This window comes from Kineosporia mesophila, from assembly GCF_021129235.1.
Lineage (GTDB): Bacteria > Actinomycetota > Actinomycetes > Actinomycetales > Kineosporiaceae > Kineosporia > Kineosporia mesophila.
The window spans coordinates 16,814-30,852 of the sequence record NZ_JAJOMA010000007.1 but is presented as its reverse complement, the minus strand read 5'-3'; the positions used below and the strand labels follow the sequence as shown (position 1 = coordinate 30,852).

The following is a 14,039-nucleotide window of genomic DNA, read 5'->3' as shown; positions in this document are numbered from 1 at the left end:
CGTGCACAAGCACTCCCCGGATCTGGCTAGACTCTCCCACGGAGGATTCGCCTAGTGGCCTATGGCGCTCGCTTGGAAAGCGGGTTGGGTTAACGCCCTCAGGGGTTCAAATCCCCTATCCTCCGCCAGCTACGGCGGCCTGTTTCTGCACCTCAGCGTGCAGGAATCGGCCGCCGTACGTCGTTCGGGCCCCGGCTCCGACCATCTACGGATCGTCGCAATTCGGTTGCACAACGCCATGAAAGTGGCGCAGGCGACGACAGAGACGACACAATCCTGAGGGTGATTTTCAAGGCAGTCGGCGAGGGCCGTCCGTATCCCGATCACGGGTACAGCACGTCCAAGCAGTGGTCCGACGTGCCGCCCAGCCAGGTCCGGCTGGACGACCTGGTCACCACCAAGCGCACCCTGGACCTGGATGCGCTCCTGTCCGAGGACTCCACCTTTTTCGGCGATCTCTTCGCCCATGTCGTTCAGTACCAGGGTGAGCTTTACCTGGAAGATGGTCTGCACCGCGCGGTTCGTGCCGCGCTGCACCAGCGTCCCGTGCTGCACGCCCGGGTCCTGGTGATCGATGCTCAGGACGGCCAGGTGGGGGCTGCGCCCCGGGGCTGACCCGGCCGACCCGTCCGTGCCCGAGGGGGGCGTTGGCCGATGGGGTCCAGCACACATGTCCCGACCCGCGAGGAGAGGGCCCGGCGCCGGCGCCGCCGGCAGGGCCTGACCTTTACCGCACTGTTCCTCGGCGTCCTGCTCGCCGGCGTGGGAGCCCTCGGGAACTCCCTGGGCTGGTGGGTCGTCACCGCACCGGGGCGCAACCGTCCGGTCTGCCCGGAACAGACCGTCAGCCGGCCGAACCAGACCTCGGTGAACGTCTACAACGGCACCGACCGGCGGGGCCTGGCCGGGGCGGTCGCCGACGAACTGCGCCGCCGGAAGTTCCGGGTGGTCGACGTCGCCAACGCCCGGGACGGCGCCCAGACGATCGCGGTCACCGTCCGGTACGGCTCCGGTGACAAGGTCCTGGCGCGCACCGTGGCCCGGCAGTTCCCGGGCCGGGTGAAACTGCTGCCGGACGGACGGGCCCGCGACGACCACTCCGTGGACGTGGTGATCGGCAAGCGCTACAAGGCGATGCGGGAACGCACGCAGGCCGCCGCGGCGATCGCCGCGGGACCCACCCCGCGCGGCTGCCGGATCTCGACCGACTCCTCCGTGTAGGCGGGACGACGGCCCGGTCCTCCGGCCCGGGCAAGACTGTCGGTGGTGGCGCTTAATGTCGTCAAACGTCATCAGGTGGTGTGGAAAGACATCACCGAACGGGTTGATGAGCAGGCGGGGGGTCGCCATGTGTCTGAAGTGCGATGGGTGGAGCGATGAGGCCATCCTGGAGAAGAGCCGGAGCGACATCGAGCTCCACGGCTGGGGCTACGTCCATGTCGAGGGCGGCGGCGGGAGCCCCTGCCTCACCTACACGGTGGGGATGACCCGCTTCCACGGGCATCCCGAACTGGTGGTCACCGGGCTGGACGCGTGGCAGGCCACCACGCTGCTCGACGACCTCGCCGACCAGATCCGGTGCGGGCTCCGGCTGATCGCCGGTGACCAGCTGGTCGAGCACTGCTGTGAGATCCACCAGCTCCAGCTGGTCGGGGTGGACGACCCGCGCCGGCTGGTGCAGGCCCAGAAGATCTACGCCAGTGCGGCCGGCCTGGTGCCGGCCCTGCAGGTGGTCTACACCGACGACCAGGGGCACTGGCCCTGGGAGTTCGACTGGACCGGGGGCACCTGGTGGCAGCCGCTGCTCGGCCGGCCACCGCACGCCTGATCCACCCTTCCGGACGGGCCCGTTACACCTGGGCCCGTCCGCGCTGGCGCTCCTGCGCCTCGTCGAGATCGATCCGGAGTGGACGGGAGGGCAGGAACGACGGGATGTGCCGGGCCGGGCGCGGGGCCCCGATCCCGGTCCGGATCCCGTTCGGCGAGGTCTCCGGCACCGTTCCGGGCGCCGGCACGGAGGTGGGCACGGCGCTCGGGGGCACCGTGACCGCAGAGGTGGGGGCCGGGCCGGCCTTGATCACGCCGAGCCGGGCCAGCTGGTGGATCGCGACGGTGGTGGCGAAGACGCCGTGCCCGAGCATCCAGGCGATGTCGAGAGGGGTGGTGGTGCCGTTGGCCAGGGCGGCGATGTTCCACTGGGTGGCCGTCAGGCGGATCCGCTCCACCGGCAGCTGGGGCGAACGCTGGATCGGCGCGTCCATCCGCACGCCGCGGGTCATCCGGCCCAGCACCGCCTTCCGGCGCTCGACCTCGGTCAGGACCTCGGCGACGCTGAAGGTGCGCACGGGTTCGCACCAGTGCCAGGCGCCGGGGCGGAACCGGGCGACGGCGCCGGTCGCGTCGGGCACCACGGCGCCCAGGGTGACCAGGGCGGCGTCCGCCAGAGCGGTCCGGCGCAGCACCTCGGCGTCGAACGCCGAGGTGGCGTCGCCGCTCAGCAACTGCGAGGCGGCCGAGACGGCCGCGTCGATGCGGCCCCGGCGCAACGACGACACCAACCGGGCCCAGCTGCGCTCGTCGGTGTAGGTCGGCCGCAGCAGCAGCGCCTCGATCCCCGGGGTGAGCACCGACTCCACGTAGCCGATCCGGCCGCTGACCAGGTAGACCGTGCCGCCCCAGCGACCGTTCAGGTAGAGGGCGCCGGTGGCCTGGTCCTCGGCCAGGTCGAAGAGCCGGTCGTACGCGGTCTCTTCGGACTCGGGCGGTGGTGCGACCGGTGGCGGCGTGCTGTCGCCGGCCCGCCCCCGGCCGGTCCAGCGCCCCCAGACGCTAGGAGCCATGGTCGGGTTCGATCGCCGGAGGCTGGATCGCGTGGCGCAGGAGCGGGCCGAGGGCGCGCAGTTGCTGCCGGGCCAGCGCAAGGTTGGTGCGGGCCCGGTCCAGGGTCACGACCACGAGCAGCCCGTCCACCCCGGCCTCGGGCAGGGGCGTGATCAGGTGGTGCTTACGCCCGAAGGTGATCGTGACGTCCTCCAGTTCGTCCGGGTCGCCGAGGCTGGAGGTCATCAGGCCGATGACCTGGACAACATCGCTGGCCGCGGCCGAGATGGTCGCCGCCACGGCCCCGTCGTCGGGCGCCTCGGCCGTGGTGTCGGCCTCGGTGGCCGGCTTCCCCACGACGGTGTCCAGCACGAAGGCAGAATCCGGCTCGACCAGGCAGGCCGTGACCAGACCGTCGAGCCCCTGCAACCGGGCCAGGACAGCATGGACCGCATCTGAACCACCCGATGGAACGCCCAGGGGGGACGGTGGTGCATTCACCGGCATCAAACCCTGCTCAGCAGCTGCTCTGACAACCGGCAAAGCACTATCACATCGCTATCACGAGGCACAGATATCGAACTCGATTCTCTTTCGTCTTCTACCCGACTTCTTGACGCTGCCCCCGCCTGAGTGCAGTATTCTGCCGCTTACGAATTGTTACAAGCGCCCCGATAGATCAGGTTCGATCAGCTACCCACCGGCCACTTCGATGAACTAGCGAGATGCGCCGAAACGGGCACTCTGACCTTACCCGACACACCCTTGTGTCAACGTCGAAATGAGACTGGAGATCTTCCTGTGGACATCGATACCGCGCTGAAAGAAGCGATGGAGATCGACGGAGCGCTGGGCGTCAGCCTGGTCGACTACGGAAGTGGAATGTCGCTCGGAAGTCTGGGCGGCGGCAAGTATCTCGACCTGGAGATCGCGTCGGCGGGCAACACGGAGGTTGTCCGGGCCAAGATGCGCACCCTGGAGTCGCTCGGCCTGACCGAGACGATCGACGACATCCTGATCACCCTGGGCCGCCAGTACCACCTGATCCGGCTGGTCCGGGGGCAGGCCGCAAGTGGGCTGTTCATCTATCTGGCGCTGGACAAGACCAAGGCCAACCTGGCCCTGGCCCGTCATCACCTCAAGCGCATCGAGGGCGAGCTCACAATTTGACCCCCGCCCGGTCCGGTTCGCGTCGGCCCACCCTGGTCGTCGCGAACCGGTCGCTCCGCCAACCCCTTTCGAAGAGAGTCGGCTCCCCGCGATGACGGTCCAGGAAACCGAGCATCCGGCCATCGACGTTCTCCGGGTGCTCGCCATCAGCCGTAGTTCGGGTGCACTGGAAGTGCGTGGTGTACCCGGCGGCGCCTTCTTCCTGCACGAAGGCGACGTCACCTACGCGGAGACCATCGGCGTACCCCCGGTACCGGAGACCGGCGACCCCGAACTCCCCTCGCTGATCCGCTCGAACATTCTCGAGGCCGGCGTCGAGATGCTCTCGGCCCCGCGGGTCGAGGGTGACCGCCCCCTCTTCCGGCCCGGCCGCAAGCACTGGACCGGCCGGCGCTACCGCTTCGCCGTCGAGCATCTGCTGGCCGAGATCACCGATCTGATAGACCATTTCAGAGCGCTCGGGGTGGCCCCCGACGACGAGGTGAGCCTGTCCTGGCTGCCCCGCGGGAAGACCGTCGTCATCGACGCCCAGCAGTGGGCCCTGACCTCCCGGCTGACCAGCGCCCAGAGCCCGCGCACCCTGGCCCGGCGTTCCGGCATCCCGCTCAGCGCGACCCTGAGCAGCATCGCCTCGATGATCACCTCCGGGGTCGCCCGGCTCGTGCAGGCCGATTCCGTAGCAACCGATCTCGCGCCGGCCGAGGTGACGGGCCCGCCCGCCGAACCCCCGGTCCTGCCGCCCGAGACCGGGCCGCTGGAGACCGATCGGGTCGTCTCCGCATCGTCCATCCTGACCGCGTCGAAGCCGATCACGACCCCACCGCCCCCCGACCGGCTCCCCCGGCGCCGGCCCCGCCCGATCGACGCGGATCCGGCCGGTGACAGCCTCTCTCCCACTCCTCCGGCTACCCCCGAACGACCGGCGGAACCACCGCGTCCGGCCGCTCTTCCCGAAGACCTGGACCCGAACAGCCGGGTGGCCATCGCCCTTCGAGTTCTCGAAGGACTCAAACGGCTCTGACCTTGCCGTTAATAAATCCGACCTCGCCGGATCGTCATTCACAGGGGCGGACGCGTTCACCAGTCACTGCACAAATCCGCAGCCACTTCAGCAACGGGCGTGACTTCCTTCGGAAGGCCTCTCGGCAATCACACTGATACGGACGGGCATCGCCACTGCAATCCTCGGCGACGCCGCTTCTAAATCCGTGATCAGGAATTCCGGATAAAGAACCTGAGGCCAAACGCAATGAAGGGTGTGGCTCTCCAGTACTGGAGAGCCACACCCTTCAACAGCGGTGGCGGTGGGATTTGAACCCACGGAGGGCGTAAACCCTCACACGCTTTCGAGGCGTGCTCCTTCGGCCGCTCGGACACGCCACCGTGGAGAACCTTACCGAACCAGGGGCCGCTTCATCCAATCCGCCCCCGGCAGTTCTCGCCGCGTCCAGGCCCAGAAGCCCGAAAGCCCTTGTGCTACCGGCGTTCCGCGAAGAAATTCGTCAGCAGGCCGGCGGCCTCGCCACCGCGCACCCCACCGACCACCTCGACCCAGTGGTTCAGCCGCGCGTCCCGCACGATGTCGCGGGTCGAGCCGGTCGCCCCGGCCTTCGGGTCCCAGGCGCCCAGCACGACCCGGGAAACCCGGGCCAGGACGATCGCCCCGGCACACATGGCGCAGGGCTCCAGGGTCACCACCAGCGTGGCGCCGTCCAGCCGCCAGCTCCCGGTCGCGGCGGCGGCCTGACGCAGCGCGAGGAGCTCGGCGTGGGCGGTCGGGTCCTGGACCGCCTCCCGCTCGTTGCGGCCCCTCCCCACGACCCGCCCGGCGCGATCCACGACCACGGCCCCCACCGGCACGTCCCCGGTCGCCGGCGCGAGCGCGGCCTCCTCCAGGGCCAGGCCCATCCAGGCCTCCAGCTCACTCATCGAGACCTTTCCTTCCTCTCGACCCGGATACGGGACTCAGGCCACAGGGCCCCAGGGCCCGGACACCGGTAGGTTGCCCGCATGCGCCTGCACGTCGTCGACCATCCTCTCGTCGCCCACAAACTCACCACGCTCCGGAACCGGGAGACCGACTCGCCGACGTTCCGTCGCCTGGCTGACGAACTGGTCACTCTCCTGGCCTACGAGGCCACCCGTGGGGTCCGGGTGGTGGAGCACGAGATCTCCACCCCGGTGGCCCCGGCCACGGGCGTGAAACTGACCCAGCCCAAACCCCTCGTCGTGCCGATCCTGCGGGCCGGCCTCGGCATGCTGGAGGGCATGACCCGGCTGATCCCGACGGCCGAGGTCGGCTTCCTCGGGATGATCCGGAACGAGGAGACCCTCGAGGCCAGCACCTACGCCAACCGTCTTCCGGACGATCTGACCGGGCGGCAGGTCTACGTGCTGGACCCGATGCTCGCCACCGGCGGCACGCTCGCCGTGGCGATCCAGTACCTGATGGAGCGCGGCGCGGACGATGTCACCGCCATCTGCCTCCTTGGTGCACCGGAAGGCGTCGAACATGTCCGAAAGGCCGTCGGCGAGGAGGCTCCCGTGCAGATCGTTCTGGGCGGAATGGACCCCGGGCTGAACGAACTCGGCTACATCGTCCCTGGTCTTGGGGACGCGGGCGACCGCTTGTACGGCGTAGTGTGATCGCCGCCGCTACTATCAACCTCAAGCCGAGGTTGAGACTGGCGCAGTAGCCATGCGTGACAAGCTCGACACGGATAGAACATACTCGTAGCGCTACATTTGTCCTGAGTACACCACTCTGGGGAGGCCGCAGTGACGAGGACCCGGCGAGCGCTCGTGGTCATCCTGGTTGTCTTCTTGATCTACGCGGTCGTCAACGACCCGCGCCAGTCCGGAAACTTCGTGGGCGACATCTGGGACTGGCTTACCAGTGCCGCAGACTCGATCGGGACGTTCTTCGACACGATGCTGTCGAACTGACGTTCCCTCAAGGACGCCGGCTGACATCTGTCAGCCGGCGTCCTTGTTTTGCCCTGGGTCCACAGACCCGGGGGCTACTTCTTCCGCTTCGCCTGGGCCTTGAGGCGCTTGGCCACGGCGGCGGCCGTGTCCAGCTTCCGGCCCTCTTCCGGGGTCGGTGCCGACCCGCCGCGGTTGGCCGGCACCCACCAGCGGTCGGCGTCGTCCGCGGGCTGCTGCGGGTACCGGTCCTGCAATTCCCCGAGCAACACGCCGACGCGACTCTGGATCTCGGCGGTGATCTGGAACGCCTCCATGCCGGGCTCGGGCCGGAACGGCTCGCCAGCCTTCAGCATGACGGCCTTGCCCCGCCGGAGGTCGGGCTTGCGGGCCTTGGTGTAGATCCGCTGCCCGCCCCAGATGGCCATCGGCACGATCGGGACGTCGGCGGCCACCGCCATCCGCGCCGTGCCGGTCTTGAAGTCCTTCAGCACGTACGAGCGGCTGATCGTGGCCTCCGGGAAGACCCCGACGATCTCGCCGGCCTTGAGGGCCCGGACCGCCTCGTCGAACGCGCCGGTGCCGGCGGCCCGGTCGACCGGGATGTGGTGCATGCCGCGCATCAGCGGACCGGCCACCGGGTTCCGGAAGACCGATTCCTTGCACATGAATCGCACCAGGCGCCGCTGCGGGCGGGCGACCAGACCACAGAACGTGAAGTCCAGGTAGCTGATGTGGTTGCTCGCGAGCACCGCCCCGCCCTCGACGGGTATGTGCTCAGCCCCCTCGACCGTGAACCGGATGCCGAGGGCGCGGAACGCCGTGCGGGCCAACGTGATGACCGGGGGATAGACCAGCTCTGCCACGGACCGAACTGTAGGCGGTCCACCCCGGGGGCCGGTAGGGCGGTGGACCCGGGCCGCGCGATGCATCCCACATGCGGCCCGGCCGGGTTGCCCGTCCGACCACGACCCGTCGGCCACCTGCGGGAACACCGGTGACACCGGCAAATCTATGAATCAGGTGCCACATCGGTACACCACCGGTGTGGCGGCCACCGATGACGTCTGGTTATGCATAGCTTTAAGCTGACACGAGCGACATGGAACGGCGGATCGGCTGGGCGGCGCTACTCTGTCACAACGGATTATTCGGTAAATCGTGACAGAACCCCTACCATCGACCTGACCTGGCGTGGCAAGGTCGTAACAGAACGTGCGGATTCAGCGGAGCCCGAAGCAGCGTGACGGCGCCGAGGTTACGGAGGGGTTCACCGGTGCCCTGGAGGTACGAATGGCCGTCATCACGTCGGTAGTCATGCTCGCGACCACTACTAACGATGGACCCTCGCTCAACTCCAACGGAGTGGTCGAGTGGGGCGTCAAGAACATCATCCCGCTGGTCCTGCTGGTGATCGGGATAGGCATCATCGCCTCTGCCCGAAAAGGCAGGATCAGCGACAACGCCAACACCCTGACCAACGTGATGCTGGGTATGGGGGTCATCGCCGGCGCCGCAGTGCTCTACGGCTTCGCCGGTCAGTTGACCGAACTGGTGTTCGGGAACGGCTGAGACATGCGGGTATCGCCTGATGACGAGGTCTATCGGGTCAACACCGTGTGGCTCGGCCCGAGCGGACTGACCTTTCCCTGGACAGCCAGGTACAGCGCGTATGCGGCCTGGCTGGTGGCTTTCCTGCTCATCCTGCTCGTCGAGGCTGTCACCCCGCTCAAGGTGCACATCCCGCCGGTGTGGGAGCTCTGCATCGCCACGCTCGGAACGTACGGGCTGATGGGTTTCATCGATCATGAGCGCCCAGCCAGGGCGGTCTGGCAGACCTTCGTCTCGGATCTCACCGCTCCCCGGGCAGGCCGCGCTAGTAAGTACCGGCTGCAGCCCAAGGTCCGGGTACGGGACAAACGCACCTCAGCCCGGGCACGCAGGGCCAGCAGCTAGGGAGAGACGCGGCCACCTCATGGGGATCTTCAGCAGCGGCCAGACCCGGGCCGCGAACATGGCACTGGCGTTGCGGACAATCGAGGGCAATCTGGCGTTCACGGATCAGGCCGCCTGGGCCTGGTTCGCGCTACCCACGCAGCGCTGGGCCTTCCGGGCCGATGGTGACCGACTCAACCTGATCATCGACACGGCGACCCGGATGGCTGCGCTGTCCGGCCGTCGCCTGCACCTGCGGGTGACATCGCGACCCTACCCGGCCGCTTCCTGGGCCCGGGCGCTGGATTCGCGCACGCCGGACCCACTGCCCGGCACCGACGGGAACACCTGGGCCGATCACCTGGTCAGCGCGCAGCAGCACGTCCGCGCGTCGACCATGGCCGAGAAAGAGGTGTACCTCGGCGTCCAGGTGAGCGAGCGGTCCCAGATGGCGAGCTTCACCCAGCGGGTGCTGCGCCGTCCCACCCTCGGCGAGCTGCAGAAGGTGGACAAGGACGCCGCGCTGGTGGCCGAGGCGATCGCGGGCCCCGGCCTGGAGGGCCGGCCGGTCACCCCTCGGGAGCTGGAGTGGCTGATGCGCCGTTCCCTGGGGCTCGGACTGCCCGCTCCCGGTGCTCTCTCCCCGGTGCAGGACGGCCGCTGGGAGACGGAAGACCTGTACGAGCTCACCGAGGGCGTCGTGCACGAGGCCGAGCCGTTCGCGCCGACCGTGAAGGTCGCCCGCCGCGACCCCGGCGGCTCCGGCACCGAACGTCACGTCAGCGTCCTCACCGTCGGCCGGGTCGACGAGATCGAGATCCCCGACCCCTCGCACGAGCCCTGGCTGGTACACGCCGACCGCCTGCCGTTCGCGGTCGAGTGGTCGATCCGCCTGGACGTCCTGGACGGCGACCAGGCGCTCGACGCCGTGCAGCGCAAGCTCCTGGTGGTCCGGGACATGCAGCGTCACTACCGCGACCACGACCTGGACGAGCCGCTGGCCCTCGAGCGTCAGGCCCGGCAGGCCCGGGCCATCGAGGACGAGATGACGACCGGCGGCGACACCACGGCCTCCCGGGTGCACGGCTGGTTCCGGATCGCCGTGTCCGGTGCCACCCAGGAAGAGGCCCTGGAACGGGCCCGGCAGGTCGTCGACACGTACCGCAAGCGACAGGTCACGATCGCCCACCCGAAGGGGCAGCACGGGTTGTTGCGCGAGTTCATCCCGGGGGAACCGCTCTCGTCCACGGCCTACCGCCGTCGGCTGCCCACGCTCTACTACGCGGCCGGGGTCCCGGCCGCCTCGTCCTCACTGGGTGACCGGCGGGGCCCGTACATCGGCCACACCGCTGCCTCCAGCCGGCGGGCCGTCATGTTCGACACCCACTTCGCCACCGAGGTCCGCGAGACCTCCGGCCTGGTGCCGATCGTCGGTGCGCTGGGTTCCGGTAAGTCGGTCCTCGCCGGGCTGATCACCTACGAGGCCGTGCGCCGCGGCATCACCTCGGTGATGCTCGACCCGTCCGGCCCGCTGGCCCGGCTCACCGAGCTGCCCGAGCTGCGCGACCGCTCCCGGCACATCGACCTGACCTCGGCACCCTCCGGCACGCTCAACCCGTACGCCGTGGTGGTCCAGCCCCGGCCGGAAGATTACCCGACGCTCGACGCTCTGGAAGAGGCCCGCACGCTGGCCGCGCAGGACCGCAAACTCCTGGCCCTGGACGTGGCCACGATGCTGCTGCCGCCCGGTCTGGCCGCCGCGCCACGCACCCGGCTCGTGCTCACCGAGGCGATCCGGTCGACCAAGGGCGCACCGCAGACCAGCCTGTGGACGGTGGTCGAGTTCCTGGAGTCCCGGCAGGACGACCACGCCGCCGACATCGCCGCCTACCTGCGCGACATGGCCGAGATGCCGCTCGCCCGGCTGTTCTTCCCGATCGGGCCGAGCACCGAACCGATCCACGACGAAGCCGTGCTGACCGTGCTGACCATGCCCGGCCTGCTGCTGCCGCCCGGTTCGGTGCCCCGCGAGCACTGGTCCACCCAGGAGCAGATGGCTGTGCCCCTGCTGCACCTGGCCTCCTGGTACGCGACCCGCACGATCTACGGTCGGCCGCGCAACGAGCGCAAGCTCGTAGCCCTCGACGAGACCCACTTCCTCGGTGAATGGGGCGCCGGCCGAGCACTTTTCACCAGGCTCGGCCGAGACAGCCGAAAGTGGAACACCTGCGTCCTGGCCGCTTCCCAGAACCCCGCCGACGTTCTCGGCATGGAAGTCTCCAACTTCATCTCAGCCGCGTTCGTCGGACGGATCGAGGACGATCAGGTGGCCGCTGACGCCCTGCGCATGCTGCGGGTTCCGCCCGGGGTCGGGTACGAGGGTGTCCTGGCCCGGCTGTCCCCCCGGTCGACCACCGGAACCCGTTCCGGTCTGCGTGAATTCGTCATGCGCGACGTCGACGGCAATGTCGACCGGATGCGGGTGGACCTGGATCACCTGCCACAGGTCCTGGCCGCCCTGGACACCACCGCCGCACCGTCGACGCTGCCCCGGCCACCGGAGGAGTCGCGGTCGATCCGCGAGCCCCGCACCGACCAGATTGACCTCACCGCAGTGGAACTCGACCCGTCCGGCGCCCCCGTGGGTTCCGGCCGGCCGGTTGCCAGCGGCGTGGGCGGTTCCTGGAGCTCGCGCGGCGGGCTGCGGAACGGCACCGATCCGCAGACCCCGCCCGGCGGGTCCCGGCACGCCCTGCCGGTCGGCGCGTCCCGCGCCCGCCGGGGTACGCGACCCCGCAACGGCACCGCCACCGGTGAGCACGCAACTCTCAGCACCGGGTCGCACCGGGTTCTCGACGGCCCGGCTGATTCCCCCTCCACGAACGGGAACGGCTGGCCGGCCGCTCCTTCGGACAACGACCGTCGTTCCGACGAGACCGGTGGGCAGCGATGAGGCACCGTCGGCGCGCCGTTGTCATTGCCGCCGCAGCGCTGGCCCTGGCCGTCGCCGGTGCCATCGCCGCCCCCGCGGCCCTGGCAGCCGGAGGCAGCCCCACCGCGAAGACCGGCAGCACCACGGCTGCCCCCGCCGCGCCCTTCTCCGACTGCGCCGAGGCACCGGTGCCGGAGGTGCCCGGGCGCGGTGTGGTCGGGTTCTTCGAGTCACCGCCCAAAACTCTTCCGGCGGATGAAGACCCGTTCGTCGACAATGCCAAGGTCTCGATCTACGAGGTCTACGGGTACGCCGGGGTGCGGTGGAACACGTACGACCTCGGTTGTGGCTCGGACATCGTTCGCAACCCCGACGCCTCGATCGGCACGGCCATCGGCAACTGGATCCTCGAGGTCCCGACCACGATGGTCGCTGCCACCGGCGCCGTGCTCGACGCCGCGTTCTCCCCCGACTTCCTCGGCGTCTTCGACCCGCTGATCACCAATGTCGTGGACACGCTGCAGCGCACCGTGTTCGAGCGCTGGGCGTTCGTCGTGATCGCCGCGCTCGGCCTGCTGCTCATCTGGCGGTCCCGGCAGGCCTCACTGGCCTCGTCGGCCGGCGCCATCGGCTGGGCGCTGTTCGTGATGGTGCTGGTCACCATGGTGTTCCGCTGGCCCCTGGTGGCCGGGCACGCTGCTGATCAGACCGTCACCACCACCCTCTCCGCGGTGTCCAGCGGGCTCAACGGGAAGTCGGCCGACGGCAACGCCGGCGCGGGCACCGAGGCGACCTCCGGGATGCACCAGTCCCTGCTCTACGAGTCCTGGCTCGGCGGCACCTTCGGCAGCACCGATTCCGACGTCGCCGAGAAGTACGGTCCGGTCATCTTCGACGCCACCGCGCTCACCTGGCGCGAGGCCGCGGTCATGCAGTCCGACCCGGCGCAGGGCAGGAAGATCATCGAGGCCAAGGAGAAGAAGTTCGAGACCGCGGCCAAGGAGATCAAGTCGGCCGACCCGGACGCCTACGAGTACCTCACCGGTAAGCGCTCGGACAGCCGGGTCGGCTACGCCATGCTCGCGCTCATCGCCACCCTCTGCACGGTGCCGTTCCTGTTCATCGCCGGTCTGCTCGTGCTCGGCGCGCTGATCATCGTCCGCTTCGGCGTCATGCTCTTCCCCGCCTTCGCCACGCTGGGCCTGTTCCCGACGATGCGGACCCTGGTGACGGGCATCGGCAGCACGGTCGCCGCGGCCCTGATCAACGCCATGGTGTTCGGCATCGGCGCGTCGGTCACGGTGCTCGGGATGGGGGTGCTGCTCTCCCCGACCAGCGCCACCCCGGGCTGGCTGAGCGTGATCCTCATGCTGCTGCTGACGATCGTCATGTGGGTGGCGCTGCGCCCGTTCCGGCGGCTCACCCAGATGGTCTCCAGCCGGGAGAACCACTTCGCCGGCGCGGCGGGCGGGGTCACCACCACGGCCCGGGGCGCGGCCCGCACCAGCACCCGCATCCTCACCGGCGCCCTCAGCACCTTCCTCGGTGTCTCGGCCGCCCAGCGGGCCAACCCGGCCCAGGCGATCGCCGACGCCCAGGCCGCGGAAGGCCGTGCCCCGCAACGCATCGAGGCCATCAGCAACTACCCCGTCCCGGCGACGGCCGAGGGTGTCCTGCCCGCCGAGGCCCAGAGCGCACCGGCCCCGGTGGCCCAGCCGGCGGCTCTCAGCAACGGCGTCACGGTCAACACCAGCCAGGTCACCGTGGTTCGCGGACCGGCCGCCGGAGCGGCTGCGAGCCGCGGCGAGGCGGCCGCGGCCCCGGCCGTTCCCAGCGAGGGTGGCGAGATCTACGCCCCCACCGTCGCCCCCGGCAGCCGGATCGAGTCCGCGACGGTCAGCCAGGGCAGTGGAGCCGGCCGCGCCGCCGCCCGGGCCGCGCTCTCCGGATTCGGCGGGCCGGCCGAACGCGAAGACACTTCAGGGCGTTTCGAGACCGGCAGCACTCCCGGTAGGCCGAAGCGCGAGTTCGCCACCGAGCCCGCGGCCAAGGTCGGCAGCGAGGGCTGGCGGCCCCAGGACGATGGCGCCCCGGTCGTCCGCCCCGGCGACCGTGGCTTCCAGCGCCTGGAGAGCGAGCCCTCGGACAGTTTCGAGACCGAGCTCGACGAGGTCTTCCGCCCGCACCGTTCCGGGGCGGAGTCCGGCTCCGACGACCGCGCCGGGCAACGGTAGGGCCGGGCTCGGATGACGACCGG

Annotated in this window: 15 protein-coding genes and 2 tRNA genes; 12 read left to right on the top strand and 5 right to left on the bottom strand. The window is 69.7% G+C overall.

The annotated features are described in order from the left end of the window. Positions 1-40: 40 nt before the first annotated feature. The 4 genes from LR393_RS11620 to LR393_RS11605 all read left to right on the top strand — a co-directional run bounded on the left by LR393_RS11620 (position 41) and on the right by LR393_RS11605 (position 1,828). Positions 41-128 (top strand) — tRNA-Ser (locus tag LR393_RS11620). 154 nt (positions 129-282) lie between these two features. Beyond that, on the top strand, positions 283-615 hold the full coding sequence (locus LR393_RS11615) for a type II toxin-antitoxin system VapB family antitoxin (RefSeq protein WP_231483862.1): 333 nt from the start codon (positions 283-285) through the stop codon (positions 613-615). 39 nt (positions 616-654) lie between these two features. After that, positions 655-1,221 (top strand): LytR C-terminal domain-containing protein, encoded by a 567-nt coding sequence (locus LR393_RS11610; protein WP_231483861.1) that lies wholly within the window; start codon positions 655-657, stop codon positions 1,219-1,221. A 106-nt stretch (positions 1,222-1,327) separates the two neighbouring features. Next, a complete protein-coding gene (locus LR393_RS11605) occupies positions 1,328-1,828 on the top strand; it encodes a DUF4262 domain-containing protein (RefSeq protein WP_231483860.1) in 501 nt (166 codons plus the stop codon). 22 nt (positions 1,829-1,850) lie between these two features. Here LR393_RS11605 and LR393_RS11600 read toward each other — a convergent pair whose 3' ends face one another. Continuing rightward, positions 1,851-2,840 (bottom strand): hypothetical protein, encoded by a 990-nt coding sequence (locus LR393_RS11600; RefSeq protein WP_231483859.1) that lies wholly within the window; start codon positions 2,838-2,840, stop codon positions 1,851-1,853. Beyond that, on the bottom strand, positions 2,830-3,249 hold the full coding sequence (locus LR393_RS11595) for a hypothetical protein (RefSeq protein ID WP_231483858.1): 420 nt from the start codon (positions 3,247-3,249) through the stop codon (positions 2,830-2,832). Before LR393_RS11595 ends, LR393_RS11600 begins: the two co-directional genes overlap by 11 nt. Before the next feature lie 402 nt (positions 3,250-3,651). Here LR393_RS11595 and LR393_RS11590 point away from each other — a divergent pair, with 402 nt between their 5' ends. Beyond that, the gene (locus LR393_RS11590; protein ID WP_269327084.1) at positions 3,652-3,990 is read left to right on the top strand and encodes a hypothetical protein; all 339 of its coding nucleotides are present in this window, start codon (positions 3,652-3,654) and stop codon (positions 3,988-3,990) included. 91 nt (positions 3,991-4,081) lie between these two features. Beyond that, positions 4,082-5,011, top strand: coding sequence for a DUF4388 domain-containing protein (locus tag LR393_RS11585; protein ID WP_231483856.1), 930 nt, complete (start codon positions 4,082-4,084; stop codon positions 5,009-5,011). 275 nt (positions 5,012-5,286) lie between these two features. Here LR393_RS11585 and LR393_RS11580 read toward each other — a convergent pair. Continuing rightward, positions 5,287-5,373 (bottom strand) — tRNA-Ser (locus LR393_RS11580). A 93-nt stretch (positions 5,374-5,466) separates the two neighbouring features. Beyond that, a complete protein-coding gene (locus LR393_RS11575; protein ID WP_231483855.1) occupies positions 5,467-5,919 on the bottom strand; it encodes a nucleoside deaminase in 453 nt (150 codons plus the stop codon). Positions 5,920-6,000: 81 nt separating this feature from the next. On the opposite strand from LR393_RS11575, the gene upp reads away from it, so the two are divergent. Together upp and LR393_RS11565 are read left to right on the top strand one after the other, a co-directional pair. Continuing rightward, on the top strand, positions 6,001-6,636 hold the full coding sequence (gene upp, locus LR393_RS11570) for a uracil phosphoribosyltransferase (RefSeq protein WP_231483854.1): 636 nt from the start codon (positions 6,001-6,003) through the stop codon (positions 6,634-6,636). A 132-nt stretch (positions 6,637-6,768) separates the two neighbouring features. Further along, on the top strand, positions 6,769-6,936 hold the full coding sequence (locus LR393_RS11565) for a hypothetical protein (protein ID WP_231483853.1): 168 nt from the start codon (positions 6,769-6,771) through the stop codon (positions 6,934-6,936). A 74-nt stretch (positions 6,937-7,010) separates the two neighbouring features. Here LR393_RS11565 and LR393_RS11560 read toward each other — a convergent pair whose 3' ends face one another. After that, positions 7,011-7,781 (bottom strand): lysophospholipid acyltransferase family protein, encoded by a 771-nt coding sequence (locus tag LR393_RS11560; RefSeq protein ID WP_231483852.1) that lies wholly within the window; start codon positions 7,779-7,781, stop codon positions 7,011-7,013. Between the two features lie 427 nt (positions 7,782-8,208). Between LR393_RS11560 and LR393_RS11555 the strand changes: the two genes are divergently transcribed. The 4 genes from LR393_RS11555 to LR393_RS11540 are packed head-to-tail and all read left to right on the top strand — an operon-like array spanning position 8,209 to position 14,016. Then, positions 8,209-8,487: a hypothetical protein gene (locus tag LR393_RS11555; protein ID WP_231483851.1), complete on the top strand. Its 279-nt coding sequence runs from the start codon at positions 8,209-8,211 to the stop codon at positions 8,485-8,487. A 3-nt stretch (positions 8,488-8,490) separates the two neighbouring features. After that, positions 8,491-8,871 (top strand): hypothetical protein, encoded by a 381-nt coding sequence (locus LR393_RS11550; RefSeq protein ID WP_231483850.1) that lies wholly within the window; start codon positions 8,491-8,493, stop codon positions 8,869-8,871. A 19-nt stretch (positions 8,872-8,890) separates the two neighbouring features. Further along, on the top strand, positions 8,891-11,803 hold the full coding sequence (locus tag LR393_RS11545; protein ID WP_231483849.1) for an ATP-binding protein: 2,913 nt from the start codon (positions 8,891-8,893) through the stop codon (positions 11,801-11,803). Next, a complete protein-coding gene (locus LR393_RS11540; protein WP_231483848.1) occupies positions 11,800-14,016 on the top strand; it encodes a DUF1700 domain-containing protein in 2,217 nt (738 codons plus the stop codon). The genes LR393_RS11545 and LR393_RS11540 overlap by 4 nt, the downstream gene beginning before the upstream one ends. Positions 14,017-14,039 lie beyond the last annotated feature (23 nt).

Bases quoted from the DNA above. Each gene is read 5' to 3' on its own strand.
- LR393_RS11610 (WP_231483861.1), top strand. From the start codon at position 655: ATGGGGTCCAGCACACATGTCCCGACCCGCGAGGAGAGGGCCCGGCGC.
- LR393_RS11605 (WP_231483860.1), top strand. From the start codon at position 1,328: ATGAGCAGGCGGGGGGTCGCCATGTGTCTGAAGTGCGATGGGTGGAGC.
- LR393_RS11600 (WP_231483859.1), bottom strand. From the start codon at position 2,840: ATGGCTCCTAGCGTCTGGGGGCGCTGGACCGGCCGGGGGCGGGCCGGC.
- LR393_RS11590 (WP_269327084.1), top strand. From the start codon at position 3,652: ATGGAGATCGACGGAGCGCTGGGCGTCAGCCTGGTCGACTACGGAAGT.
- LR393_RS11585 (WP_231483856.1), top strand. From the start codon at position 4,082: ATGACGGTCCAGGAAACCGAGCATCCGGCCATCGACGTTCTCCGGGTG.
- LR393_RS11575 (WP_231483855.1), bottom strand. From the start codon at position 5,919: ATGAGTGAGCTGGAGGCCTGGATGGGCCTGGCCCTGGAGGAGGCCGCG.
- upp (WP_231483854.1), top strand. From the start codon at position 6,001: ATGCGCCTGCACGTCGTCGACCATCCTCTCGTCGCCCACAAACTCACC.
- LR393_RS11555 (WP_231483851.1), top strand. From the start codon at position 8,209: ATGGCCGTCATCACGTCGGTAGTCATGCTCGCGACCACTACTAACGAT.
- LR393_RS11550 (WP_231483850.1), top strand. From the start codon at position 8,491: ATGCGGGTATCGCCTGATGACGAGGTCTATCGGGTCAACACCGTGTGG.
- LR393_RS11545 (WP_231483849.1), top strand. From the start codon at position 8,891: ATGGGGATCTTCAGCAGCGGCCAGACCCGGGCCGCGAACATGGCACTG.
- LR393_RS11540 (WP_231483848.1), top strand. From the start codon at position 11,800: ATGAGGCACCGTCGGCGCGCCGTTGTCATTGCCGCCGCAGCGCTGGCC.